This window comes from Lacrimispora sphenoides (assembly GCF_900105215.1).
Taxonomy (GTDB): domain Bacteria; phylum Bacillota; class Clostridia; order Lachnospirales; family Lachnospiraceae; genus Lacrimispora; species Lacrimispora sphenoides_A.
This window is the reverse complement of the sequence record NZ_FOIP01000001.1, coordinates 1,462,077-1,487,238: the sequence shown is the minus strand read 5'-3', so window position 1 is coordinate 1,487,238 and position 25,162 is coordinate 1,462,077. Positions and strand designations below refer to the sequence as shown.

Here is a 25,162-nt window from a genome sequence, read left to right as displayed (position 1 = left end):
GCCTTCCTCCTTAATCTGCTTTCGCCAATAGATATAAAAAGTACGGTGTACTAAGCGCCGTAATTACAATACCTGTAGGCACATCTGCCCCCAGGCTGATGGTTCTTGTTATGGTATCTGCTAGCAGTACAATGATCGCACCGCAAAGCCCGGAGGCAGGAAGGAACAATTTATGGTTTGGCCCCATTAATTTTTTTGCCATATGAGGGGAAATCATTCCTACAAAGAAGAAGTTTCCGCCCAGGGATACGCTGCCCGAAGAAAGTGCCACTGCTGCTATAGTCAATCCGATGAATTCGGGTTTTACTGCAGCACCCAGGCTTAAAGCCGTTTCATTCCCAAGGTTAAGAATGTTTAGAATATGGGCTTTATAAAATACATATCCGCATAAAATCAATGTCCAAGGAATCAGTATGACGAGATAACGCCATTCATCTCCCCATAAACTGCCTGCGCTCCAGCGCTGGATAAAATCCATCTGATTCTGATCCAGCTTAAGTGTCAGTAGTGTCGTTAAAGCTCCATATCCGCTTCCCAGTGCAACACCTGTTAAGATCAACCCTGTAGGAGAGATGTCTTTCCCTCTTCTATAGGAAAGCAGAAAAATCAATCCTGCGGCGGTCATTCCTCCGATAAAAGAAAGTAATGGCATCAAAATCGCAGATGACACCGTCTTTGCAGAAAACAATACCACAAAAATCAGTACAAACAGCCCTGAGCCGGAGCTGATTCCTAAAGTACCGGGACTTGCCATATCGTTTCGCAAAAGGCTCTGCATGATGCAGCCGGAAATCCCCATTCCCACTCCCACAAGGATTGACAGGATAATACGGGGAAGGCGGAATTCTAAAATAATTAAGTTTTGCTGCGGGGTGCCTCTTCCTATGATCACATTTAAAACTTCTCCGGGAGTGAGATTCATTTTTCCGGAATTAATGCTGATCACTGCAATGACTGCCATCAAGATTACCATAATCAGAAATAGGAACTGTTTTTTCATTCAAATTCCCTCCTTTGCTTTCTCGCAAGATAAAGGAAATAAGGAACACCGATCACAGCGAATATAATACCGATTGGCGTCTCATAAGGTTTATTGATTAATCGTCCTATTAAATCGGCAAAAACCGTAAGTATGGCTCCATAAAGACCTGAAGCAGGAATGATATACCGGTAATCCACCCCTACCATATATCGGACAATATGAGGCGTAATGAGTCCTACAAAACCGACCGGTCCTACAATAATGACCGATAGCCCGGTAAGGAGCAGTACAATCAGCGTGGAAATCCCTTTGACCAATCTGGTTTTTAACCCCAAACCGGTTGCAACATCCTCACCTAAACTCAGCACAGTGACCGAAGGGGAAAGCCATAACGAAGCCAGCACTCCTGTTATAAAAAGGGGCAGAATCACCATAAGCTCGTTCCATTTGGCTCCGGCGGTTCCTCCTGCTGTCCAATAAGCAAGGGCATGGCCAAGACGGTATTTAATGGAGAGGAACTGGCTGAATGCTCCAAACAGCATGGAAATAGAAATTCCCGCCAAAACAAGACGCTGGGGCGTCATTCCTCCTTTTCCAAGTGAAGCAATAAAATAGGTCATTGCTGTTGCAGCTGCAGCTCCCGTACATGCAAACAAAATAGTCTGGCCATAGGTACGCCCTGGCAGGAATGCCATACAAAATGCCATGGCAAAGGTGGCTCCGGAGCTGATTCCCATAAGCCCGGAGTCAGCAAGGGGATTCCGTGTTGTGCCCTGCATGATTGCTCCGCAAATTGCAAGACTGCATCCCACCATTAAATCTGCCACGGTACGCGGAAACCGAAGTGTCTGAATAATCTGATGCTCTGTCAAATTTGGATCAAATCGAACAATTGCTTCCCATGCAGTGGCAAGACGCATGTCAGCTGCACCGAAAGATATGGATGCTGCTGACAGGAAAAACAAAAGTCCAAATCCAAGAATCATATAACCAGTAAAGCCGGCGGAACCCTTCCACCGAGGCTTTATTAATGTAATTTTCATTGAAGCCTGTTCCTTTCCGCAAAGACTATCAAGTTACTCAGGCATATTTAACATCGCATCCAAAAGATAATCCAACTGAACTCTGGATGAATAGATGTCGATATCGTAAAACAGGGTAAAATCAATGGGAATCGTTCTTCCACCTTTTACTGCAGGGAGCGATTCCCAAATGGTGTTTCCATTCAGCTCATCAATATCTCCTGACAGGATTATATAGTCTCCTGCATAATCCTGGATCACTTCCATAGAGACGGCCCGGTACTGGTCCTTTGCGATGATCTCGTTTTGAACAATTTCCGGTGCCTTAAACCCCAGGTGGCTGTAAATTAAGTCACCGCCTCGGCCCCATTTATCACCAAATACCCAAATACTGCCGTTTGCATCTCTCCCAAATATGCTGACTGTTTTGTCCATAACTTGTTTTTCTGCAAGCGCTTCTTTTGCTTCTTTCAATTTTAGATTAAAATTTTCCAAGGCTTTTTCCGCCTCATCCCGGCGGTTCAGTACGTCCCCTAAGAAACGGACCCGTTCCTCTAGGGAGAGTTCTGTAAAAGGAAGCAATACCGTAGGTGCAATTTTAGAAGCAACATCATACTGTTCTTGATTCACTACTATAATCAAATCCGGATCATAAGATAAAATCTCTTCTGCTTCAAATTTTCCCCAGACCGGTAAACCAGCCACTTCTTTTTCATATGCCGTTCCCGTAACATCATAAGTTGCTACTGGCTTCACTCCAAGAGTCAAGACGTCCCCAATGCAATACGTTGCAATGACCCTCTGGGGATCTGCCGGCACCTCTGCTTCTCCATGAACTGTTTTAATCACTCTTGTTTCGCCGCTGGTCATCTGTGCTTTTAAACTGCAGGCAGATAGCAGCGTTCCAACAGTAAGCGCCATGAATAGCGCTGTCGTATATTTTTTTAGTCTCCACATGAGAACTGCTCCTTCACTCTGATTCTTATTCTGACATACCCTGAATTGCAGAAACCGTATAATCCAGCTGTGCAGATAAACTGGCTACATCCGAATAGTAAAACAATCCCTGATACTTTCCGGGAATTTCTGCAATCCGGCCTTCTGCAACAGCAGGTATGCTTTTCCAGATATCTGTCTTTGCATATTCTGATTCTTTTCCTTCCTGCTGGAACCATAATATATAATCTCCGAAGTATTCATGAGCAACCTCATAGCTTAGGGTTCCTCTGCTGTTACTGGTTTCCCCGACCAATTTCTCCAGCTTCTCCGTTTTTTTAAGACCAAGATAGTCGTAAACCAAAGTCCCCCCTCTGGAACCAGTTTCATAAGCCACCCCGTTCCAATCGCCGAATGGACCCCAGTCTTCCAGAATGCTGAATGTTTTCCCCCGATATTTTTCGCTTTGCAGCTCTTCCTTTGCAGCGGCAAGCTTTTCCTCAAACGCGGCAATCAAGCCTTCTGCTTCTTTTTCCTTACCTGTAGCCTCTCCAATGATACGAAGGCGCTCAACAGAGCTTACGCTTTCTTCCGGAATGACCAGTACCGGAGCTATTTTTCCAAACTTTTCAAAATCCTCGGTCTGATAAGTAATAATCAAATCCGGCTCTGCAGCCATAATATCTTCCGCAGCCCAGTTCTCCAGCTTGGCATCAGAAGAGAACTTGTCATAAAATGGCATGGTTTCCTGCTCCCATGCATGGTATCCAACCACATTCAAATCTAAAGACAGCACATCTCCTATGTACCAATTCACGACTACACGCCGTGCTTCTTTTGGCACTTCTATTTCTCCCATTGCTGTATGAATTGTGTGCATGTCCGACGCTTTAGAGTTTTCCCGGCTTACACTGCTGCATCCTGTCAGAGTAAATAAAAGCGCAAACATGAAACAATATATTGACCCTGTCTTCTTCATATCAAGTCTCCTTAAAATTATGATAATTTTCTTTTTTACAGTGTGAGAGCTTACTTTTTTTGCCTTGTGTTAGTCATGGCTAACTAAGCAGAATACTAACACATTAAAAAATGTACGTCAATATGGCCTGGAACCATTACGAGGAAGCTTCTTTTTTATTTTACTGCCTAAACACACGGTTTTCCGCCGGTTCCTAATGTTTCTTATATTTCCCCCTCATCAATATGGATTATAATTAAATCAAATTGGATCATCATTCCATTGTCTTTTTTTCTTCTTTCATGTATAATTTGATAATATAAAAATCAGAAAGTGAGCCATCACGCAATGAATGAATACCACGCCGCTTCATGGGGAGCCATGGCGAGAAAATATAATCTGGATCAGCGGACCTACGGACCTGGCATGGGATATTACTTTCCGCCCCACTGGTCCAATGGATGGATTGTTGAAGCATGTCCTGCAAATGGCCTGTTTGTTTCCAGCGCATGGTTTACTCCGGATAAAAAAATCGTCCATACCATCGACGTGAAAAGACCATGCTTGTGGATCTTTTGTATTGACTGCGGCAATATGATATATTCCCAGCAAGGCAAGATATCAACCACGTTTACACCCATGACTCACGTTCTGGTTAATCCTCAACAGCCATTTCATTTGACCTTTCCAAAAGGAATCCATACCTGCTTTACCAGTGTTCTTGTTTTCGATGACTTTTTACAGCCCTTTTTGCAAACAAGAGACAATCCCCCAAAAATCAGCATTGAAGATGCAAAAGCATGGGAAACAGAACATTACAACACTCCAAATACCATGATGATATTAGAACAGATCCGCTGGGCAGTGCGCAATGCGGATATGCCCCTCCTTGCCTTTGAAGGAATGGTGCTTCATCTGCTATGTTCCATCGCCAGAAACTATCCTGAAACCCCAGAGCGAAGGAGCAATCGGAGAAACTATGTAACATGGGAAAACGAGAAAAAAGTTTACTCTGTAAAACTGAAAATTGACGAAGACATTCTTAAAGTTCCGCCAATGGAAGAATTGACAAAAATAGCAGACATGAGCGAAAGCAAATTACGCTTAAGCTTTAAAAACATTTATCAGATCCCCCTTTATGATTATATCCGCAGAGAAAAAATGAAGCGTGCCATGCAGCTTTTATCTGCAGATCATCTAAGCATCCGGGATATATCAGAGTTATGTGGCTATAAAAATGCGTCCAAATTTGCTGCCGCCTTTCAGGATGTCCATGGAGTTACACCAAGTGAATTTAGAAAAGCTTTTAATTTATAAGAACTTCAAATAATCACTTTAGGCCTAACTTGAGGCCACATCACAATAAAGGATAAAAGCCCCGCTTAAACGAAATGTTTACGCGGGGCTTTTATTATAGACAAATCGGTATTCAGAATGAAAACCCAGGCACCAGCCGCCTATTGCTTATGAGGTTTGTGCACTCTCTATCAGCCCGGCCTTTAAGAAAGCCTTGATTAAATTATCTGATGTCAAAGGCAGACTATTAATTCCAACCCCGGTTGCATGTAAAACTGCATTACGGACCGCCGGAGCCTGGGGGATCAGCGGCGGCTCACCCAAAGCCTTGTTTCCAAATGGCCCGGTTGGCTCATAAGTCTCAACAAACGCGACTTCAATCGGTGGGATATCCATGGAGGTAGGGATCTTATAATCTAACAGGTTGTCATTGAGCATCTTCCCGGTCTTCCCGTCAAAAAGCATCTGCTCACTCAATGCATAGCCTAATCCCATGGCAACCCCACCATGCACCTGGGCACTGGCCAGCTGAGGATTTAAAATTGTCCCGCTGTCATGAACGGCCACTACACGGTTTATTTTGATCTTTCCAATGGACACATCCACTTCCAAATCCACAAAACTTGCCCCGAAAGAGAATGCGTTGTTCCGCATGGTATATGTGGATTCGGCAGTGATATGTTCACTGTCTATGTTTATATCATTGGTATACTGCATCTTTAAGGCCACATCAGCGATGGAACCCAGAACTTTACCCGCGTCTGTTACCACATTCTCATAAGTCAGGCTTAGCTTCTTCTCATCCTCTCCATACAGCAGCGCTGCCAGATTTAAAATCTTCTGTTTTAATATTTCTGCCGTCTGCTTTACCGCGCTGCCAGATACATATGATTGCCTTGAAGCATAGGCGCCTGCATCATGGGGAGATATATCCGTATCCTGTTTACTCATTACAAAAACCTTTTCTTCCGGAATGGTTGTCACTTCCGAAACCATCTGTGCAAATACTGTGTCAGACCCCTGCCCCAGCTCCGTTGCACTTATCTGGACCTGGGCACTTCCGTCCTCATTTAAGAGAATTCTGCAGGATGCTGTTTCCAACTGGATCGGATATACGCCTGTTTTGTAAGCGAAAAGGGCCATCCCCACCCCTTTCTTTATGCCGGCAGATGTCTTGTTGAATTCATCGTAGGCTTTTCTCCGTTCCTTCCAGTTTATCATCTCACAACCCTTGTCAATACATTCTTCCAGTCCATTGCTTGCACAATGGAAGCGGTCAAATGGATCTAAGAATCTCTTCCCCATCATGTTCTTTCTCCTGAACTCAACAGGATCCCAGCCATGTTCCATAGCAATATCATCCATCTGACATTCCATGGCAAAATCCACCTGAGGGATTCCATATCCCCGCATTGCTGCGGCCGACGGCATGGTTGTGTACACAGTGGCAGATTCTCCTACCTGTTTTTCAAGAGCCGGATATAACTGGAAATAGTTCGTTACCGCATAGGCAGTAATTGCATGCCCATTACTTCCGTAGGCCCCGCTGTAAGAGTTAATCCTCAATCCTTTTTTTGTGATTCTCCCTTCGTCATTAACCGAAGCCGCTGCCCAGAGATCCATGGCGTGACGTGTGCGGCTATTTACAAAGGTTTCTTCCCTGCTCATCGTAAAGGCTATACAGCGGCCTCCCAGCCTCATGGTCAGGTAAGCTGCCAGTGGTTCATAATATGTATCCTGCTTATTTCCGAATCCTCCGCCCATATATGGCTTTACGATACGTATATTCCCAATGGGAAGGCCCACTGCCTCCGCTACATTTCTCCGCATGGTATGGGTCGCCTGGTTTGGTGATACGATAACGATTTTTCTATCACTCATATAGGCAAAGCAGCAGATATTTTCTATATGGCAATGCTGCTGTGGCGGCACATAGAATTTGGTTCCTTCTAAATCTTTATGTCCTCCGATGTAAGGATCTGTGGAAAATGTCCCCTTATAAAAATCCACCTTACCCTCTGGTGTAATCTGGAAGTCCATCCGTGCCAGCTCATTCCTGGGAGACTGGCTATGAAGATCCTTACCGCTTTCCACTGCCTCTTCCGGAGTCAGCACTGGCTCAAAGACTTTGTATTCCACTTTGATCTTTTCCAATGCTTTTTGAGCAGCCAGATGATCTTCCGCAACAACTGCCGCGATTTCATCTCCATAATACCTTACTCTGCAGGTTAATATAGTCTTGTTCTTAACATCAGCATGGGATGGGTCCAGCGAAAACGGATGCCCGCATGTGGCATACTTATAATTGGGAACGTCAAAACAGGTGACAATATCCACCACTCCCGGTACCTTTAATGCCTCTTCAATATCAATGGACAATACGATCCCATTGGCAATCGTACTATGCAGGGTCTTACCCACCAATGCATTGGCAGGTATTAGATCCTCTGTATATTTTGCAGCTCCAGTCACTTTTTCTACTGCATCTAACCTTATAACATTACTCCTGATTCCCATAGTCTACACCTCCATATGTCTGCTATCTGAATATAATCTCCAATACGAGATATAGCATAAAGACCGCCGAAAGTATCCAGGTTGGTACTGATAATTTCTTTGCGTTTCCGGCAAACACCTGTCCGCCTGTATACGCCAGCATACCAAAGAGGATACCATATGCGATATTAAAGGTAAACGCCATAAAAGCAACACAGATGAACACCGGAAATGCTATCTTAGTATCCCCAAGATCCACGTGCATCAATGGCTCAATCATGAAAATACCAACCATGACAAGGGCCGGAGCCGTAGCAATTCCCGGAATCATTAAGAACAGCGGTGTGAAAAGCAGGGACAGAAGGAAAAACACACCTATTACGATCGCGGTCAGTCCGGTTCTTCCGCCTTCTGCAATTCCGGTTGTACTCTCAGCTCCGAATACAGTTACAGTCTGCGTTCCGAATATTGCACCTACTGCTGCTCCTGCGGCTGAAACGAACAGAGCCTTGCCTGCTCCCGGCAGTTCCCCTTTCTCATTCACAAAACCAGCCTTAATGCCTACTCCAACCAAGACACCGATACTATCAAACATATCTACAAATAAAAAACTGAATATTGCAAACAGTACACCAATGGTTGTAGCCACACCTCCTCCAAACAAGCCCTTAAACGTCAGCTGACCAAAGGTAGGGGCTAATGCCTTAACGGGATTTTCTATCGCAATTAGTCCCTGCCACTGCGTATAGGCCAGCCCTGTGTCTGGATTTTTAAAGAGAAGCCCCAAAAACGTAATGCCAAGGATTCCGATAAGAATAGCTCCCTTCACCCGTTTAATCACAAGTCCGGCAGTCAGCAGAATCCCCATCAGTGCCAAAATCACCCCAGGGTCTCTCAAATTCCCAAGCTGTAACAGATTATCCGGATCATACGCAATAATCCCTGCGTTATGCAGACCGGAAAAAGCAATAAAAAATCCAATTGCCGCTGAAATTGCCTGTTTCAAACATTCCGGAATTCCGTTTACAATCTTATCCTGCACACCAATGACGCTTAGAATACTGAATGTAACACCCTCAACAAACACACAGGCCAATGCATTCTGCCAGGACAGTCCAAGGGCCCCACAGACTGTGTAAGCAAAATAGGCATTTAACCCCATGGCCGGTGCTAATGCAAACGGGAAATTAGTAAGCAATCCCATAGCGAAGCAGGCGATTGCCGCTGAGATTGCGGTAGCCCAAAGTACCGCTTTTGAATCCATGCCCGTGGAAGAAAGAATAGCCGGATTAACCGCCAATATGTAGGTGCATGTTAAAAATGTGGTCAGACCCGCAATCACCTCTGTCTTCACATTCGTATGATTCTCCTTCAAATGAAATTGTTTCTCCAGGAATGTGCTCCCTCTCCCTGCTTGTTTACCCCTCTCCATAATAAACCCCTTCCTCTCCTTTGATGATACCTATTTGTATTACTTATTTGTAGTACTTTAATAGTAGCAAATTTATGAATGATAATCAATGTATTTTCTCATAAAAAAAGAGAGTCGATTTTGTCGAACTCTCACAAGAATTGTTATTAAACAGCCTATATTTTCTTTCTTAATATGGTATGCTTCAAAATTCCATCCGCATAATGTTCTTTGGAGTACAGAATTGGTTGTCCCACAAAATTATAACCAACTTCATCAATGTATAATAATGGGCTTCCCATCTCCACACCAAAATTTTCCGCCATCTCAGCATCCGCTGCTACAGCGCTGACTTCAGACAAATCCATGTAAATCTCTGTATCACAGTATTCCTTAATAAATTCAAATACCGGCTTCTTAAGCAGGTTCAAATCATAATCCCTCACAGCTATGCTGCGCTCTGCTATGTAATCGGAACAGTGAATCGCAGGTTTGCCATCTGCTGTTATCAGCCTCTTACTTACTACCACACCCTCGCCGCTGTTTATGCGTAGTTTTTTAGCAACCTGTTCATCAGCTGCTTCATGACTCACTTGAACAAACGCAATAGCCGCCTCATATCCTGCTCCACGGATCATATCAAGGAACTCCTGCTCCAAATCTATCCGGACTTTCACTTTTAGAACATGTTGATTTATAATGGTCCCAACACCGTGTTTACGGCTTATAAATCCCTCTCTCTCAAGAATTGACAGGCAGTCTCTGACCATGGTGCGGCTTATCCCGAACCGCTTCGCAATATCCGGCTCTGATGGCAGCCTGTCCGCATGTGCGTAAATCCCCGCCTGGATTTCATGGAGGATCTCCTGTGTGTATCGATCTGATAACTGCTTTGGTTTTTCCATATTCCCCCTCCTTATAACCTTCATAGTATTCATTGATAGTATAGCATTTCGAACCGTAATCTGCAACTTAGGAGAACGATTCCACATGAAATATCAGGAACAAATTTCCATCAGAAAGAATAGTCCTCCCATACCTGGCGCACACGGATAAGGCCAACTACCGACAGCAGCTGGCCTTTAATACATAAATCTTATTAAATGCAGATAAACACGATCCTTAACGTTCTATTTTCTATCTTCTTTTACAGCCCGGCTACTTTTTCTACCGCATTAAGAATATTCTCATATCCTGTACAGCGGCACAAATGGCCGGAGATAAGCTTACGAAGTTCATCCCGCGAGTACTTTTTTCCTGACCCCACAATCTCAACAGCCGTCAGGATCAGTCCTGGTGTGCAGAATCCGCATTGAATCGCAGCCTCATCCACAAAAGCCTGCTGAACCGGATGCAGGTTCCCATTCTCCCCTTTGATTCCTTCCACAGTAACAATGTCCCGTCCTTCTGCCCACGTAGTAAGATAAATACAGCTGTTGGTGGCTTTTCCGTCTATGAGCACGGTGCACGCACCACACTCACCTGCTTCGCAGCCTTTCTTAACGCTCGTAAGTCCTAAACGGTTTCGAAGGGTATCTGTCAGACACTCCCTGTCATCAACTCCCAGCTCCACCTGTTTTCCATTAACCTTCATATGTATGACCTTAATCAATGATAGCACCTCCCGCATTTTTAACAGCACCTTCCGTGGCGCGCTGGCTTAATTCCTTTATTAATTGTATTCTAAGTTGTTTGGAGGCTCTCCAACTGTCTCTGGGATTCACTTCTTTTAGAATTTCATTCCCAATGAATTTCAAGGTTTCCCTGGTTAAAGGAAGCCCCTTTACCTGTCCCTCGATCTGCGTACAACGTATTGGGGTAGGAGCTGCAACTCCAAATGCAATCCTAAAGTCTTCAAAGGCATTTTTAGATTCATTAAGAGTTACAAATACTGCACACCCCAAAGTAGATATTTCCAACGCATTGCGGGTTCCAAATTTAATATAATAGCTTCCACTTCCATGGGGAGCGGCCGGTATTTTAATTGCTGTTAATAATTCTTTTCCCTTCTCTAATACGGTTTTTCCAGGTCCCGTGAAAAACTCCCTGATCGGTACCTTCCGCTTGGAATGAGGTATCATGTTTCCCGGCTCTTTATGAACGACGTCATGCTTTATATTGGTTATTTCCAGTTCGGCGTTCAATACCAGAAGGGAAGGCGCACTCTCAGCGCTAACAGCCCCATTACAGACATTGCCTCCTATCGTCGCAACGGTCCGGATTTGCGGACTTCCTACTTCATCGGATGCCTGCCATAGACAGTAGCAGTATTTCTCTATCACATTGCTGCCATGAATGTCTTCAAAGCAGGTTCCAGGGTAAATTGTAATATCATTAGAAGCTTCATTATATGATATCCCCTGTAATTCTTTTAGATTATGTATGCTGATAAGCTTGCATTCTTTAAGCTTACGTTCCTTCAGCCTGATTAAAACATCTGTTCCGCCAGAAATAATGATTCCATCCTCATTGCCTGCCATTATATCAAGCGTCTCATGTAAATTGGATGGCTTGTAGATTTCCTTAATATCATACATAATATAGTCCTCCCTTTATTTAGCTTCTGAAATAACTTAAAGACCCATAAAATCAGTAATTAACGTTTAAAGTGATTTTCTTCATGGTAAGAATAATCAAATCCCCCTTTAATGAAACATAGATGCAAACATCTGTACAATTTTAGCGTCGCATACTTGTATTACATATTTGTACTATCAATATTATCAAACTAAAAACTAACTGTCTATATGAATTTTATACAGCAATTAACTTATTATTTATGACATATTACTAATCAACTGCTTTCTAATAACCTCATGATATTTCTTGCATTTTTACCTTACTTCCTTCTTTACTTCAAGCTTACCTTCGAACGGATACCATAAAGTGCTGACAGTACTTTATTCAGTCTATAAACGACTCGGTGTCAGGGCCGAAATGAGAAAACAGGGCAGAACCAACCGATTCATCGGAAAGTTCTGCCCTGTATTTGTTTATAATTTACTTGCCGGCTGCTTGAAAACCAAAGCCTTTCTTTTACCGGTTCTCCCTCTTGTTCCTGCTGTTTAATGCTGCATAAGCCGCCAGCAGGAATCCGGACAATAATGCCACAAGTCCCTGTACATGCATTTTGTCGCCTGTCTTCGGCAGACCTGCTAATGGAATATTACCATCATCAATTATCAGAAGGTTGGTTTCTATGTCATTCTCAACCGGTAAATTTGATAATGGTACCGCATCAGGAGTGATTGTCACAAAGTTATCACCCGGGCCGCCCGGTACAAAGGGACGATTCGTGTTCGGAGAGGAGCCTCCGCTATTACCGCCTCCTCCGCTGTTACCCCCGCCACTGCTTACATAGGTCACTGTCAGTCTGCCTGCAACGTAGGTGATCTCATAATTCGCGGTTACATCAAGGTCTCCGGATGTGATCACCGCATCGCTGGCAATATTGTCACTGCTGCCAACCGATTTCTGAGCTCCTGTCAAGAGAACGCTCTTTAAACTCTGGCCTTCTGCCAGCTGTCCATGAGTGATCTTAGCAGCATTGGCACTTAGATCAGTTCCATCATACCTCTTTTCCGCACTGTCCCCAGTAATGGTGACAGGCCTTCTGTTAATTGTCACGGTACCTTTCACTACATCTGTTTCTGCATAGTTTGGATTTTGGGCTTTTACATATACAAAGTAAGTACCTGCATCTGTAAAGGCTGGCTTTTTCTCGCTGAATGTTACCTGATCCAGAGAGTATAATAAGGTGGACCCAGCTTTTAGCGCTGCTGCATCTTTTAAGCCGTATGCGTGGCCGTCATAGGTTACTGTCTGCCCGGCAACACTTACTCCGTTGTTATTCCCAGCATAGATCTTCAATTCCCCGTTAATAACAGTAACCTTGTAGTTTTCATTAGCGTTATAAGCTGCTGTTAATGTTATCTGATCAGAAGCATCTTCTTTCTTTTTGTCTGCCTCAAGCCTGTGGTAACGAATGGTTCCTAAGTCCCCTTCCGCAACCAGACCATCAGCCTGGCCGGTAAACTCCGGATCTGCCGTACCATATTCCTTGCTCTTATTGTCTACCCGGATGGTTATATCCTTTGCTGCCACCCTGATGATTACGGCTTTCGCTTCAAGATCCATGTATCCAGGCCTCGTTGCCTTTATCTGGACAGTTACAAATCCTTCTGATACATTGGTTACGCTTGGCGGGGTTTCCGTCCACTCGCCGTCTCCTGTCTTGTAGAACGTCGTGTAACCAGGTGCATTCTCAAGCGTCGAACCTGCCGCATGAGGAGCTCCGTCATATTCCCAGGTACCGCCTGTTCCTGTTAAGGAAGCATTTAAAAGCGATGCTGTCCTGATCTCAAAGTCTCCATTTTTCGCAGTAACAATATAATTGCTATTCTCTGTATACGCCGGTACAATGACATCCGGATAGCTTCCTACCGCCTCAGCTTCATTGCTTCTTATGTAAGCGATATTCCCCAGATCCATCTGGCTGATCAGACCCTCCACCGTTCCAGAGAATTCAGGATCTGCAGCATCATAGTACTTAAATGTATGATGTGCTGTGATAAATGCCTCTTTTGCATTTATTTTCAGGGTCACATCATCTGCAGTCAAATCCTCGTAACCGACTCTCGCTGCTTTTACAGATACTGTTACCGGTCCGTCTGATACATTGGTCACACTTGGTGGCGCGGTACTCCATTCACTGTTACCGGTCTTGTAATACATGGTATAGCCATCTGCATGATTCAATAAGCCCTTTGCTTCATGGGCAGTTCCGTCATAAGTCCATTCGCCGCCTTCCGCTGTAAGGACTGCTCCTTCCATGGTTGCCGTCTTGATCTCAAAATTGCCCTTCACAACAGATACGGTATAGTTCTTATTTTCTGTAAATACTGCATCCAGAACTCCCGTGTATACAGCCACATCGTTCTCTTTATTTGTTCTGATATAGCTGATTGACCCCAGATCTCCTTCATTTACAAGGGGATCTACGGTTCCTGTAAAGACTGGATCCGGCTGATTATAAAACCTGGAGCTGCTATTCACATGAATGGCAATTTCCTTCGGAATGACCTGAAGTGTTACATCATCTGCGATCAGATCCTCATAACCGTTTCTCATTGCTTTTACAGATACCGTCATTAACCCTTCCGATACATTGGTCACACTTGGTGGTGTGATACTCCAGTCACCCTCACCAGCTTTGTAATAAATGGTATAGCCATCTGCATGATCCAATAAACCTTTTGCCTTATGAGCCGCTCCGTCATAAATCCACTTGCCGCCTTCCGCTGTCAGTTTAGCACCTTCCATGGTTGCCTTCCTGATCTCAAAATTCCCCTTGGAAACAGTAACTGAATAATTGGGATTCGCCTCGTACCTGGCATCTAAAACTTCCTCATAATTCCCTACATCTTCCGCCTGATTTGTTCTCACATAGCTGATCGTCCCCAAATCTCCTGCATTTACAAGTTCCGGGCCGGGTCCGCTAAAAACCGGATCATCGCTGCCATAATATTTCCAGGCATCTGTTATGGTAATGGTCACAGCCTTGGGAATGATCTTTATTTCTACCGGCTCTGCGGTAAGAGTCTCATAACCGGTCTTTACAGCCTTAACAGATACGGTTACAGTACCTTCCTTAACGTTGGTTATGCCTGGAGGTGTTGTCATCCACCCTTTATTTCCTGCCTGGTAGTAGATTACGTAGCCGTCCGCATTCTCTATGCCGGCAGTTATTGCATGTAAATTTCCGTCATAGGTCCATTCACCGCCTGCAATAGTTACTTTCGCTCCTTCCACGGAAGCTGTTTTAATTTCAAAGGTTCCCGGGATTACGGTTACTTCATAGTTGGAGTTCTCTGTGTATTTTGCATTCAGAACTCCCGGATATACATTGGCTCCTTCTGCATCATTGATTCTCACATAGCTGATTGTTCCCAGGTCTCCCTCTGTCACAAGGCCACTTAAATTTCCTGTGAACGCCGGATCCGGCTGGTCAAACGGTTTGGAAGCATCTTCTACGGTAATGGTGACTGCTTTAGGAGTGATGCTTAAGGTTACTTCATTTGATACTAAGTCCTCATATCCGGTCCTTGTTCCTCTGGCAATCACTGTCAGGGTTCCATCATCTACATTTTCTACACTTGGAACATCCTCGGACCAGTTCTCACCTTTGTCTATACTGTATTCGATCTTGTATTTCTGCAGTTTTGTCAGGATTCCATCGAATACATCCAGCGATGCCTTGTGAGCCTTTCCATCATAGGGCCAGCTTCCGCCTTTGATTTTTAAAGTCACATCCGGATCCTTGGCTAACCGGATTTCGAAATCGCCTTTTGTAATGGTTACGTTGTAGTTACTATTTGAAGTGTATTGAGCATTTAAAACCTCTTGATATTTACCTACTCCCTCGTCATCATTGGTTCTGATATAACTGACTGTACCTAAATCTGTTTTGTTAACAAGACCGCTTACCTTACCGTCAAAGACCGGATCCGCCAAATCAAAGTATTTCCAGTTATTATCTACCTTTATGGTTGCTTCCTTCGGTGTTATCCTGATTATGACTGGTTCTGCTTCCAGAGTTACATATCCCGTTCTGACTGCCTTTACATAAACGGTTAATGGACCATCGGATACATTGGCTACGCGTGGTGCTGTTTCTGTCCACTTACCATCTTCCAGCTTATAAAAAACTGTATACTCAGGCGCATTCTTAAGCTCTGCTCCTGCTGCATGAGAAGATCCGTCATACACCCACTCTCCTCCGATTCCTTCTACGGAAGCGTTGGGAATTGATGCTGTCTTGATTTCAAAGCTGCCATACTTCTCAGTTACAATGTAATTGTCATTTGCAGTATAGGCCGGTACAATTACATTTCCATAAAATGCTACGCTTTCTTCCCCCTCATTACTTCTTATGTAAATGATCTTTCCAAGATCATTCTGGTTTATCAAACCATCCACCATTCCGGTGAATACAGGATCCTTTTCACCAAAGTTCTTGGAGGAATTATCTGCTGTGATGGTCACTGGATTTGCATTGATCTTAAGAGTTATATCCTTTGATGTCAGGGGCTCATAACCAGTTCTTTCCGCTTTCACGGATACGGTAACCAGTCCATCGGATACATTCGTCACGCTTGGTGGTGTGGTACTCCAGTCACCATTTCCAACCTTGTAATATACGGTATAACCTTCAGCATTGTTAAGCTTTGCTTCAGCCGCATGAGCGGCCCCGTCATACACCCAATCGCCGCCGGCTCCTTCTACGGAAGCGTTGGGAATCAAAGCTGTTTTTATTTCAAAATCGCCCTTTGTAACGGTTATGGTATAGTTGGAATTCTCTGTAAATACTGCATCCAGAACTCCCGGATATTTCTTTACATCTTCACCATTACCGGTTCTCACGTACTTGATTTCTCCAAGATCTCCGGCATTTATAAGGCCGTCTGGTGCTCCGGTGAATGCAGGATCTGTCTCTCCATAGAATTTCCAGAAACTATCTACCTTAACGGAAGCTTCCTTGGGATTGATCTTAAGAGTTACATCATCTGCAGTCAGATCTACATAGCCTCTCTTTACTGCCTTAACAGATACGGGGACCATTCCCTCGGACACGTTGGCCACGCTTACAGGTGTCATGCTCCAGTCGCTGTCTGCGGATTTGAAGTAGATGGTATAACCGTCCGCATTCTTTAATAATCCCTTTGCTTCATGGGCCGTGCCATCATAGATCCACTCGCCGCCTTCTGCCGTCAGTTCAGCACCTTCCATGGTTGCCGTCCTGATCTCAAAGTTTCCCTTAGTAACAGTAACGGAATAATTGGGATTCTCCTGGTACCTGGCATCTAAAACTTCCACATACTCCCCTACATCTTCCGCTTGATTTATTCTCACATAGCTGATCGTTCCCAAATCTCCGGCATTTACAAGATCCGGCCCGGTTCCGCCTAAAACAGGGTCATTGCTGCCATAATATTTCCAGGCACCCTCTACGGTAATGGTCACGGCCTTGGGAATAATCTTTATTTCTGCCGGCTCAGCGGTAAGGGTCTCATACCCGGGCTTTACAGCCTTCACAGATACGATTACGGTTCCTTCCTGAACGTTTGATATGCTCGGTGTTGTTGTCGTCCACTCTTCATTTCCTGTCTGATAGTAGATTACGTAGCCGTCCGCATTCTCTAAATCAGCGGTTATTGTATGTACATTTCCGTCATAGATCCATTCACCGCCTACGGCATTTACTTTCGCACCTTCCATGGAAGCTGTTTTAATTTCAAAGGTTCCCGGGATAACGGTTACTTCATAGTTGGAGTTTTTCGTGTACTTTGCATCCAGAACTCCCGGATATACATCGACTCCTTCTGCGTCGTTGGTTCTCACATAGCTGATTGTTCCCAGGTCGCCCTCTGTCACAAGACCGTTTAAGTTTCCTGTGAACGCCGGATCCGGCTGGTCAAACGGTTTGGAAGCATCTTCTACGGTAATGGTGACTTCTTTTGGAGTGATGCTCAAAGTAACTTCATTTGATACTAAGTCCTCATATCCAGTCCTTGTTCCTCTGGCAATTACTGTCAGGGTTCCATCATCTACATTTTTCACACTCGGAATATCTTCGGACCAGTTCTCACCTTTGTCTATACTGTATTCAATCTTGTATTTCTGCAGTTTCGCAAAGATCCCATCAAATACATCCAGCGATACCTTGTGAGCCTTTCCATCATAGGGCCAGCTTCCGCCCTTAATCTTTAAGTCCACATCCGGATCCTTGGCTAACTTGATCTCAAAATCTCCTTTCATGACAGTTACGGTGTAATTGTCATTTTGGATATAGTTCGCATTTAAAACCGCTTGATACTTACCCACTCCCTCTTCAGAATTGGTTCTGGAATAAGTGACTGTACCTAAGTCTGCGTCATTAATAAGGCCGCTTACTTTACCTTTAAATTCAGGATCCGGCTGGTCAAATTGCTTGGAGCTGTTTTTTACCTTTATGGTTGCTACCTTCGGAGTTATCTTGATCGTTATATCACTTGCATACAGGTCCACATATCCTGTCCTCGTCGCCTTTACTTGAACGGTTTTCGCTCCCTCCGATACATTGGTGACACTTGGAGCTGTCGTAGTCCAGGGTCCATCTCCTTCCTGATAGAAAATAGTATAACCAGGTGCATTCTCAAGTGTTGCTCCTGCCGCATGAGAAGCTCCGTCATATTCCCAGGAACCGCCATTTCCTGTTAAGGAAGCATTTTCAAACGATGCTGTCTTGATCTCAAAATTTCCTTTTTTCACTGTAACGGTATAATTACGATTCTCTATATACGCCGGCACAATGACATTCGGATATCTTCCTACCGCCTCAATCCCTTGATTACCTCTCTTATATAAGACGCTGCCAAAATCATTCTGGTCGATCAGACCGTATACTGTTCCGCTGAAAGTCGGATCTGGGGTTCCATAGGGCTTGGAGGCATCGTTTACTTCAATGGTTGCTGCCTTCGGTTCAATCGTCAGTTTGCCTGAAGCCGTAGTAAACTTAAACTGATTTGTTACATTATTTCCACTATCATTAAGGATCTGGGGACTACCGGAAAGGGTGATGAGATAACCGCCGTCCTTTACATCCGTTCCTGAACCTACTGCCGTAACACCAGTCAATGTATAACCTGCCGGAAGACCGCTTGTTGTGAAAGAAGACCCATCAACTGACTGCTGCTGGCCGTTGTAAGTTTTAATTACTTGATCCGCAGTAATAGCCACTGTGGTTTTAGCCTTCCACTGTGCATAAACAGTCTTATTCTCAGATACGATAGTTTTATCTGTGAAAGCGGCTCCTTTTCCATCAGGAGAGGTATTCCAACCCATGAAAATATAGTCATCATCCCTTGCCACCTTTGCAAGTTTATCTCCAAGTGCTGTATCCCTCGGAATTGTAACAGTGCTGACAGAAGGAGTACCTCCATTTCCATCAAATGTTACCGTAACATCTGAAATGAACTGATAGCCAAAATATAGATTAACGGCCTTATTCTGGGCGTTTAAGCTGACATCGGACGGATTTGGTGATCCGTTCTTACCGGTACCTGCACTGGCGGCAACGTACTGATATTTGCTGTCTTCATATTGAATCACTGCCGGAGCGGAGACAGCGTAGGTTCCAAATGGCAGCGAATCGCTTTCGTATAAATCGGTTCCTAATACAACACGTTTGTTGAATTCAACGATCTGACCCGTTGCTTCGGTGGAACTGATAGGATATCCATCTTTATTTACCAGATAGTAGTTCCTTGTGATATTTCCTACTTCTCCCACAGGTAATCGGGGGTTTGGGATATCTTTCGTTTTGATCACATAATTGGGATCCTTATAAGTTACATCCGCATTCTTATTCGTATACGGCGATGTGCCTCCCTGTACGTTTTTTTTCACTCGTATGTAAATCGTCAGGGTTTCCTTATTTTCTGAAATATTTCCGAAATTCCATGTAACTGTACGGCCGTCCGCTGACTTGGTTGCAGTACCTGTAGATGCGTCATACCATGTATCACCATTGTAATCTGTGACAATATCAAATGCATCTGTATTGATTACGTCTGTAATCACAGCATTTGTACCTGCAATTTTAATGGAGCTTGCAATATTGTTATATACCTCTGGCAGCTGGTTGATATCCTTAATATTTTTAGCATAAGTGTTCTTCGGATCGCTGGCTAATGGCATGATAAATCGGTTAAATGCTGAATTTCCAATATCAAGTCCCAGAGAATAGATCGTAACACCATCGTTTCTCAGCCTTTCCGCTCCTGCCTGTCCCGTACGGTAAGGGCTCCACTCATTATCCCTTGGTTCCCCATCACTCATGAATACAATATACGCAGGTCTTGATGAATCCCAGCGCCCATTAATTGCCTCTTCTGCTTTCGCAAAGGCTACATCATAATTAGTACCACCTTGCGCAGACATTCTCGAAGCCAAGACATAATCCGTAAAATATTTAGCTGCTGAATACGTCGATTGATTGACCCTGATGGTATCGTCTGCCTTTATGAAAGAATCCCCGGACCCTGAAGGATACCTTGCCGCACTGGAATCAAAATCAACAATGGCCAAACGGTTATCTGAGTCTACACCATCTTGCGGCTTATACAAATTCGTGATAAAGGCTTTGGCTGCATTTACAGCTAACGTCCACTTTTTACCCGCCATACTTCCGGAACTGTCTATTACTAATACAACATCACTGCCCTGGCGAATCGGATTTCCGAATATGGAAAATTCAATTTTGGCGATTCCATTGTTTTCATCTACCCATTGAGCAGTTTTTGTTGGAAATACCATTCCAGGTGTTGTACTGTCTTCGCTAAGAAGGCTGAAAGCGGATCTGGCTCTTAAAGACACATAGGATTTGGGCTGAACCACTACGTCTTCCTCTTCCTTATCCGGAACAATCTCTTCATAATAAAGATCAAGTTTGTTCTCTTCCTGTTCCCCGATTATGATATGATCCTGAGGGCCTCCCAAATATTCTAATGTATCCTTATTCCAGCTATAATCTCTGGCAAAGACCTCTTCCCCAGCATCAAAACCTGTTAAGGTCTCAGTTTCCACCTTCTCCTCATCATTATAATAAGCGTGATGATTAACGATAAGTGTAAGGCCGTCTTTCTGAGCGGCCGTTAAGTCCTTTAAGGTTACAACATAAGCCTTAGCATAATAAGACTCATCCACGATAACATGTCTGTATTCTTCTCCCTTAGTGGCCTTTTTTGTGTTATTTTGAGAGTCAGATCCGTTTTTCTCCTCTTCCTCCACGGTTTCGCTAGCATTACCCGGTGTGGCAACATCATCAGAAACAGTATCTTCAACAGGAGCTGTCAATACATGCACCAAGTGACGGGACATGGAGATCTGTTCTGTTTTTGCATCCGTATTTTCCACGGCAGCTTCCTTAGGCTCGCTAACCTCTGAGCCATTGTCAGAATTCTGCTCTTTGCTCTCAGACGTTTCCTTTGGTGCAGCGGGTACCTCTGCGTTCTCTTTACTTTCATTCGGAGCTGACATTTCATCCCGTGTATTATCCGATGTTTTATCCGTTGTTTTATCCGTTGTTTCTTCTGGAGCCTCCGTTGCTTCCTCTGGTGCAACGGCAGACTCTGTGTTTTCTTCGGTTTCACTCGGCGCAATTGTTGTATCCGGTATTACATCCGGTGTTTCTTCTGCAGCAGTCGTTTCTTCTTCTGCAGCACCTTTCCCGGGGGTCTGATTTTCTTCCTTCCCTTTCCCGCTTGGTACCGTTATTTCCTTTTCCAGTAAAAAAGTATTTCCTTTGACGGAAACTTTTTCTGTTAAATATCCGTCAATATCAGTACGAAATTTAATAGTTCCTTCTGAATCATTCATATACAGAAAGATTATCTTTTCATTTCCGGTAAGCTGATATCCTTCCTTTTGATCCTTTACTTGGATAAACATCCTTAAAAGCGCTCCATCAGCGATTTCATCCTCATCCGTATCATAAGAAGGCATGAATTCATATACGGAACCATCTTCAAATAATTTCTTATATTCCTTTGATGTATTTTCTTCCGAAGTAATGCCCAGATCATCAAAATCCAGTGTATTTCCTTCATCAACTGCTGCCTGAGCAGATTCCTTTAGATCCTCTCCGGACATTATAAATGTAACATTTTGAGTATCTAACGCATTCCCTACATCCGCCCATGACACCGTATTAAATGATGTGGCGGTTACACAGAAAGCAAGGAAACCCGCCAGGCTTCGCCTGAATTTACCTCTCACTTTTTTCATAAAAAGTTCCCCTCCTTAGCTAATATTTATTCATCTATCTTATCCTGACCTATAAAATCAGGATTGCCATATTAAGAACTCCATATTAAATCTATTTTTACCGCTGCTGCCTCGAATCCGACAGTAAATCTTACCTGTAAGTTGGAGTTTACCTATACAGGACTTATTCAGCGAATAAAGGTTACAAAACATAGTAACAATTAGGACTTTGCCTCTGATTGGTATGTTTTTTCCATTATAAATCTCAATGGTTACAGAATGGTTACTTATCCCATTTTACTTCTCATCACGCTTAAATATTTTACATTCTTTTTTAAGGGTATTACTAATCCTTAGGAACAGCAAAGAAAAAGCTGTGAACCCTTTAAAACTAAGGTTCACAGCATAATCTTTTAATAAGAATATTAATATATCACCATATCGGGGGATTCTCTATAAAAAAAAGCCGAATACCTAATAAAATCAGGCCTTCGGCGAAAATTCTGGCGTTCCTGAGCGGATTCGAACCGCTGGCCTTCCGCTTAGGAGGCGGACGCTCTATCCTGCTGAGCTACAGAAACACTTATGAAATTTTATGTGGGGCGAATCCCCAAAAGTGAACGCTTTAACTCCCTTGGAAGGCATTCACTCGATCCCGCTGAGTGCGGTCCGACTACTATTATATTCACAATCGCACTTTTCGTCAAGACATATTTAAACTTATTCTACAGGCTCTGTAAAATTTACGATGCCCTGCATCCATATTTGTCCCTTAAACCTGCGTCCGATCTCCGGAGTTCCCACCAAATCTTTTTTCGCAATTCCTACGTGGAATATAAGGTCGCTGCATTCCAAAGTGAAATCATAAACCTCTTCCTTGGTGATCTGATTTTTCTTCTCATCTATCTTTATGATCTCTCCAATAATGGAGTACTGGTCACATTCCACACCGCAGGGCATAAAACAGGAATCAATGATGGAATACAGATCCTCCTTCATCACCCTTCTGGAAGCCTGGGAATATAAATCAATATCTTCAATGGTAAGAGTCTCCATCGCATCTTCATCGCCGTTCTTAGCCGCTTCTAAAAGCGTATTACGGTCCATTGCCGCCACTCTGGCATTTTCCCTCTGAATCTCTGTTTTCTGAATGGGAAGAAGGACCTTACCACTTACTGCAAGACCGGAAAGACAGACATCCTTGGTATCCAAAGGATGATGATCAATGATCCGTTCCCTGCACTCAAAGGAATTGTCTATATAGAATATGAGGGAAATCCCCACCTTAAATTCATCCAAAAGGCCGGCGTAAGTTTCCCGCTCCGTGTGACGCTGGATGGTACAGGATACTTCTGATGTCATATCATTACTTTTCAAATATGGATAATAATAGCTTCTTTGAAATTTACCTTCCCGGTCCATTTCTCCAAAGACAGCAATCCCCATACCTGGAGCCACTTCCCTGCGAAGCTCACAGAGATTGGATTCCTCATCAATCTGAATCCGTTTCAGGTCGGACAAATCTTCACAGAGCTTATCCAATAATTTTTCTATTTCCTTGTCTTTTTGATATTGGCTGAAACCAATGGTTCTCAAGAATTTATGCATAGGATCATCACCTGCTTTCTAATAATCTTAAGGAAGTTCAATTCGCCGCAGTTCACCGAACGGCTAATTTACTGAACTTGGGCTGCGCTATGCCTACCTTCATTTTAATAATTCCTGGAAAACAATAAGGCGAAGTATACTCCGCCTCAAGCCTTATCGATTATTATATACCAAAAATGATGATAATGCCAGCATATTTTTCTTATTTTAAAAATTGGGACCACTTCCCTTTTAGGGGAAGCAGTCCCTTATTTTCTTATACGATTCCCTGTGACGTCATGGCTTCAACGACTTTTTCAAAGCCGGCGATGTTTGCACCTGCCACATAATTTCCCTTTACGCCGTAACGCTCAGCTGCAGAAGCTGCCTTAGCGTAAATATTAATCATAATGTTATGAAGCTTTTCATCCACCTCATCAAAGGTCCAGGAAAGCCTCTGGCTGTTCTGGCTCATCTCAAGGGCGGAAGTTGCTACTCCGCCTGCGTTTGCTGCCTTGCCCGGCATAAAGAGCATTCCGCTTTCCAAGAAGTACTCTGTTGCTTCTCTGGTGGATGGCATGTTCGCACCCTCAGCAACCGCAAAGCAGCCGTTTGCTTTCAGCACTTTTGCATCATCTAAATTTAATTCATTCTGTGTTGCACATGGAAGGGCGATGTCACATGGGATGCTCCAGATGCCTTTTCCTTCGGTATAGACAGCCGATTGATGCACATCCACATATTCTTTGATCCGTCCGCGGCGTACTTCCTTGATTTCCTGAATCAGGTTAAGATCAATTCCATCCTTGTCAAAAATATAACCGTTGGAATCGCTTAATGCGATGACCCTGCCGCCCAGCTGCTGAACTTTTTCCGTAGCATAGATCGCCACATTACCGGAACCGGAAATAACCACATTCTTACCGGCCAGCTCCTTGCCGTTATGCTTTAACATCTCATCAAGGATATATACAAGGCCGTATCCCGTGGCCTGAGTACGTGCAAGAGAACCGCCATAGGTAAGGCCCTTACCCGTAAGAACTCCTTCATATAAGCCAGTCAACCGCTTATACTGGCCATATAAGAATCCGATTTCTCTTGCTCCCACTCCGATGTCACCGGCAGGAACATCCTGATCTGCTCCGATATATTTAGATAGCTCGGTCATAAAGCTCTGACAAAATGCCATAACTTCTCTATCTGATTTTCCTTTTGGATCAAAATTAGAACCTCCCTTACCGCCGCCGATCGGAAGGCCTGTCAGAGAATTTTTGAATACCTGCTCAAAGCCCAGGAATTTTAAGATTCCCTGGTTGACGGAAGGATGAAGGCGCAGACCTCCTTTGTATGGCCCAATAGCGCTGTTAAACTGAACACGGTATCCTTTATTCACCTGTACCTGACCATTGTCATCCACCCACGGTACACGGAAGGAAATGATTCTTTCCGGTTCCACAAGGCGCTCTAAAAGACCCATCTTACGGTATTTTTCTTCATTGGCATCGATGACAAGCTTTAAGGAATCAAGCACCTCTTTAACTGCCTGATGAAACTCAGTTTCACCTGGGTTCTGGCTCACTACCCTGTCATAGACTTCATCCACATATGACATATTTTTTTCCTCCTTTGATTGGTTTATGCATACTTCTCATATATGAAGTATTACTTAA

General features: G+C 43.8%; 13 protein-coding genes and 1 tRNA gene. 1 reads left to right on the top strand and 13 read right to left on the bottom strand.

What is annotated here, in order from left to right; translation table 11 throughout:
* Positions 1-10: 10 nt before the first annotated feature.
* The 4 genes from BMW45_RS06760 to BMW45_RS06745 are packed head-to-tail and all read right to left on the bottom strand — an operon-like array spanning position 11 to position 3,919.
* The gene (locus tag BMW45_RS06760) at positions 11-1,000 is read right to left on the bottom strand and encodes a FecCD family ABC transporter permease (protein ID WP_025230623.1); all 990 of its coding nucleotides are present in this window, start codon (positions 998-1,000) and stop codon (positions 11-13) included.
* Positions 997-2,025, bottom strand: a complete 1,029-nt coding sequence (locus BMW45_RS06755; RefSeq protein ID WP_092241562.1) for a FecCD family ABC transporter permease — start codon at positions 2,023-2,025, stop codon at positions 997-999. The genes BMW45_RS06760 and BMW45_RS06755 overlap by 4 nt, the downstream gene beginning before the upstream one ends.
* Positions 2,026-2,058: 33 nt before the next feature.
* On the bottom strand, positions 2,059-2,961 hold the full coding sequence (locus BMW45_RS06750; protein WP_092241560.1) for an ABC transporter substrate-binding protein: 903 nt from the start codon (positions 2,959-2,961) through the stop codon (positions 2,059-2,061).
* 25 nt (positions 2,962-2,986) lie between these two features.
* Positions 2,987-3,919, bottom strand: a complete 933-nt coding sequence (locus BMW45_RS06745) for an ABC transporter substrate-binding protein (RefSeq protein WP_092241558.1) — start codon at positions 3,917-3,919, stop codon at positions 2,987-2,989.
* Between the two features lie 327 nt (positions 3,920-4,246).
* On the opposite strand from BMW45_RS06745, the gene BMW45_RS06740 reads away from it, so the two are divergent.
* Entirely contained in the window at positions 4,247-5,215 is a 969-nt protein-coding gene (locus BMW45_RS06740) for a helix-turn-helix transcriptional regulator (RefSeq protein ID WP_092241556.1), read from the top strand.
* 147 nt (positions 5,216-5,362) lie between these two features.
* Here the strand turns inward: BMW45_RS06740 and xdhA are convergent, their stop codons facing one another.
* From xdhA to gdhA, 9 genes are all read right to left on the bottom strand, one after another.
* Positions 5,363-7,711 carry a xanthine dehydrogenase subunit XdhA gene (xdhA, locus tag BMW45_RS06735; RefSeq protein WP_092241554.1) on the bottom strand — a complete coding sequence of 783 codons (2,349 nt, stop codon included), beginning with the start codon at positions 7,709-7,711 and terminating at the stop codon, positions 5,363-5,365.
* A gap of 22 nt (positions 7,712-7,733) precedes the next feature.
* On the bottom strand, positions 7,734-9,122 hold the full coding sequence (locus BMW45_RS06730; RefSeq protein ID WP_092241552.1) for an NCS2 family permease: 1,389 nt from the start codon (positions 9,120-9,122) through the stop codon (positions 7,734-7,736).
* 155 nt (positions 9,123-9,277) lie between these two features.
* Positions 9,278-10,006 (bottom strand): GntR family transcriptional regulator, encoded by a 729-nt coding sequence (locus BMW45_RS06725; protein WP_092241550.1) that lies wholly within the window; start codon positions 10,004-10,006, stop codon positions 9,278-9,280.
* 242 nt (positions 10,007-10,248) lie between these two features.
* The gene (gene xdhC / locus BMW45_RS06720; RefSeq protein WP_092241548.1) at positions 10,249-10,713 is read right to left on the bottom strand and encodes a xanthine dehydrogenase subunit XdhC; all 465 of its coding nucleotides are present in this window, start codon (positions 10,711-10,713) and stop codon (positions 10,249-10,251) included.
* Complete coding sequence (xdhB, locus tag BMW45_RS06715; protein WP_092241546.1) at positions 10,706-11,638, bottom strand: xanthine dehydrogenase subunit XdhB; 933 nt, start codon at positions 11,636-11,638, stop codon at positions 10,706-10,708. Before xdhB ends, xdhC begins: the two co-directional genes overlap by 8 nt.
* Before the next feature lie 499 nt (positions 11,639-12,137).
* Positions 12,138-21,926, bottom strand: a complete 9,789-nt coding sequence (locus tag BMW45_RS06710) for a doubled motif LPXTG anchor domain-containing protein (protein WP_092241544.1) — start codon at positions 21,924-21,926, stop codon at positions 12,138-12,140.
* Positions 21,927-22,409: 483 nt separating this feature from the next.
* Positions 22,410-22,486, bottom strand: a tRNA-Arg gene (locus BMW45_RS06705).
* 139 nt (positions 22,487-22,625) lie between these two features.
* On the bottom strand, positions 22,626-23,513 hold the full coding sequence (locus tag BMW45_RS06700; RefSeq protein WP_092241542.1) for a DUF3881 family protein: 888 nt from the start codon (positions 23,511-23,513) through the stop codon (positions 22,626-22,628).
* Positions 23,514-23,769: 256 nt separating this feature from the next.
* A complete protein-coding gene (gene gdhA / locus BMW45_RS06695) occupies positions 23,770-25,104 on the bottom strand; it encodes an NADP-specific glutamate dehydrogenase (RefSeq protein WP_092241540.1) in 1,335 nt (444 codons plus the stop codon).
* Positions 25,105-25,162: the final 58 nt, after the last annotated feature.

What these genes read in the sequence shown, in the direction of transcription:
- BMW45_RS06760 (WP_025230623.1), bottom strand. Translation starts at nt 1,000, where the DNA reads ATGAAAAAACAGTTCCTATTTCTGATTATGGTAATCTTGATGGCAGTC.
- BMW45_RS06755 (WP_092241562.1), bottom strand. Translation starts at nt 2,025, where the DNA reads ATGAAAATTACATTAATAAAGCCTCGGTGGAAGGGTTCCGCCGGCTTT.
- BMW45_RS06750 (WP_092241560.1), bottom strand. Translation starts at nt 2,961, where the DNA reads ATGTGGAGACTAAAAAAATATACGACAGCGCTATTCATGGCGCTTACT.
- BMW45_RS06745 (WP_092241558.1), bottom strand. Translation starts at nt 3,919, where the DNA reads ATGAAGAAGACAGGGTCAATATATTGTTTCATGTTTGCGCTTTTATTT.
- BMW45_RS06740 (WP_092241556.1), top strand. Translation starts at nt 4,247, where the DNA reads ATGAATGAATACCACGCCGCTTCATGGGGAGCCATGGCGAGAAAATAT.
- xdhA (WP_092241554.1), bottom strand. Translation starts at nt 7,711, where the DNA reads ATGGGAATCAGGAGTAATGTTATAAGGTTAGATGCAGTAGAAAAAGTG.
- BMW45_RS06730 (WP_092241552.1), bottom strand. Translation starts at nt 9,122, where the DNA reads ATGGAGAGGGGTAAACAAGCAGGGAGAGGGAGCACATTCCTGGAGAAA.
- BMW45_RS06725 (WP_092241550.1), bottom strand. Translation starts at nt 10,006, where the DNA reads ATGGAAAAACCAAAGCAGTTATCAGATCGATACACACAGGAGATCCTC.
- xdhB (WP_092241546.1), bottom strand. Translation starts at nt 11,638, where the DNA reads ATGTATGATATTAAGGAAATCTACAAGCCATCCAATTTACATGAGACG.
- BMW45_RS06710 (WP_092241544.1), bottom strand. Translation starts at nt 21,926, where the DNA reads ATGAAAAAAGTGAGAGGTAAATTCAGGCGAAGCCTGGCGGGTTTCCTT.
- BMW45_RS06700 (WP_092241542.1), bottom strand. Translation starts at nt 23,513, where the DNA reads ATGCATAAATTCTTGAGAACCATTGGTTTCAGCCAATATCAAAAAGAC.
- gdhA (WP_092241540.1), bottom strand. Translation starts at nt 25,104, where the DNA reads ATGTCATATGTGGATGAAGTCTATGACAGGGTAGTGAGCCAGAACCCA.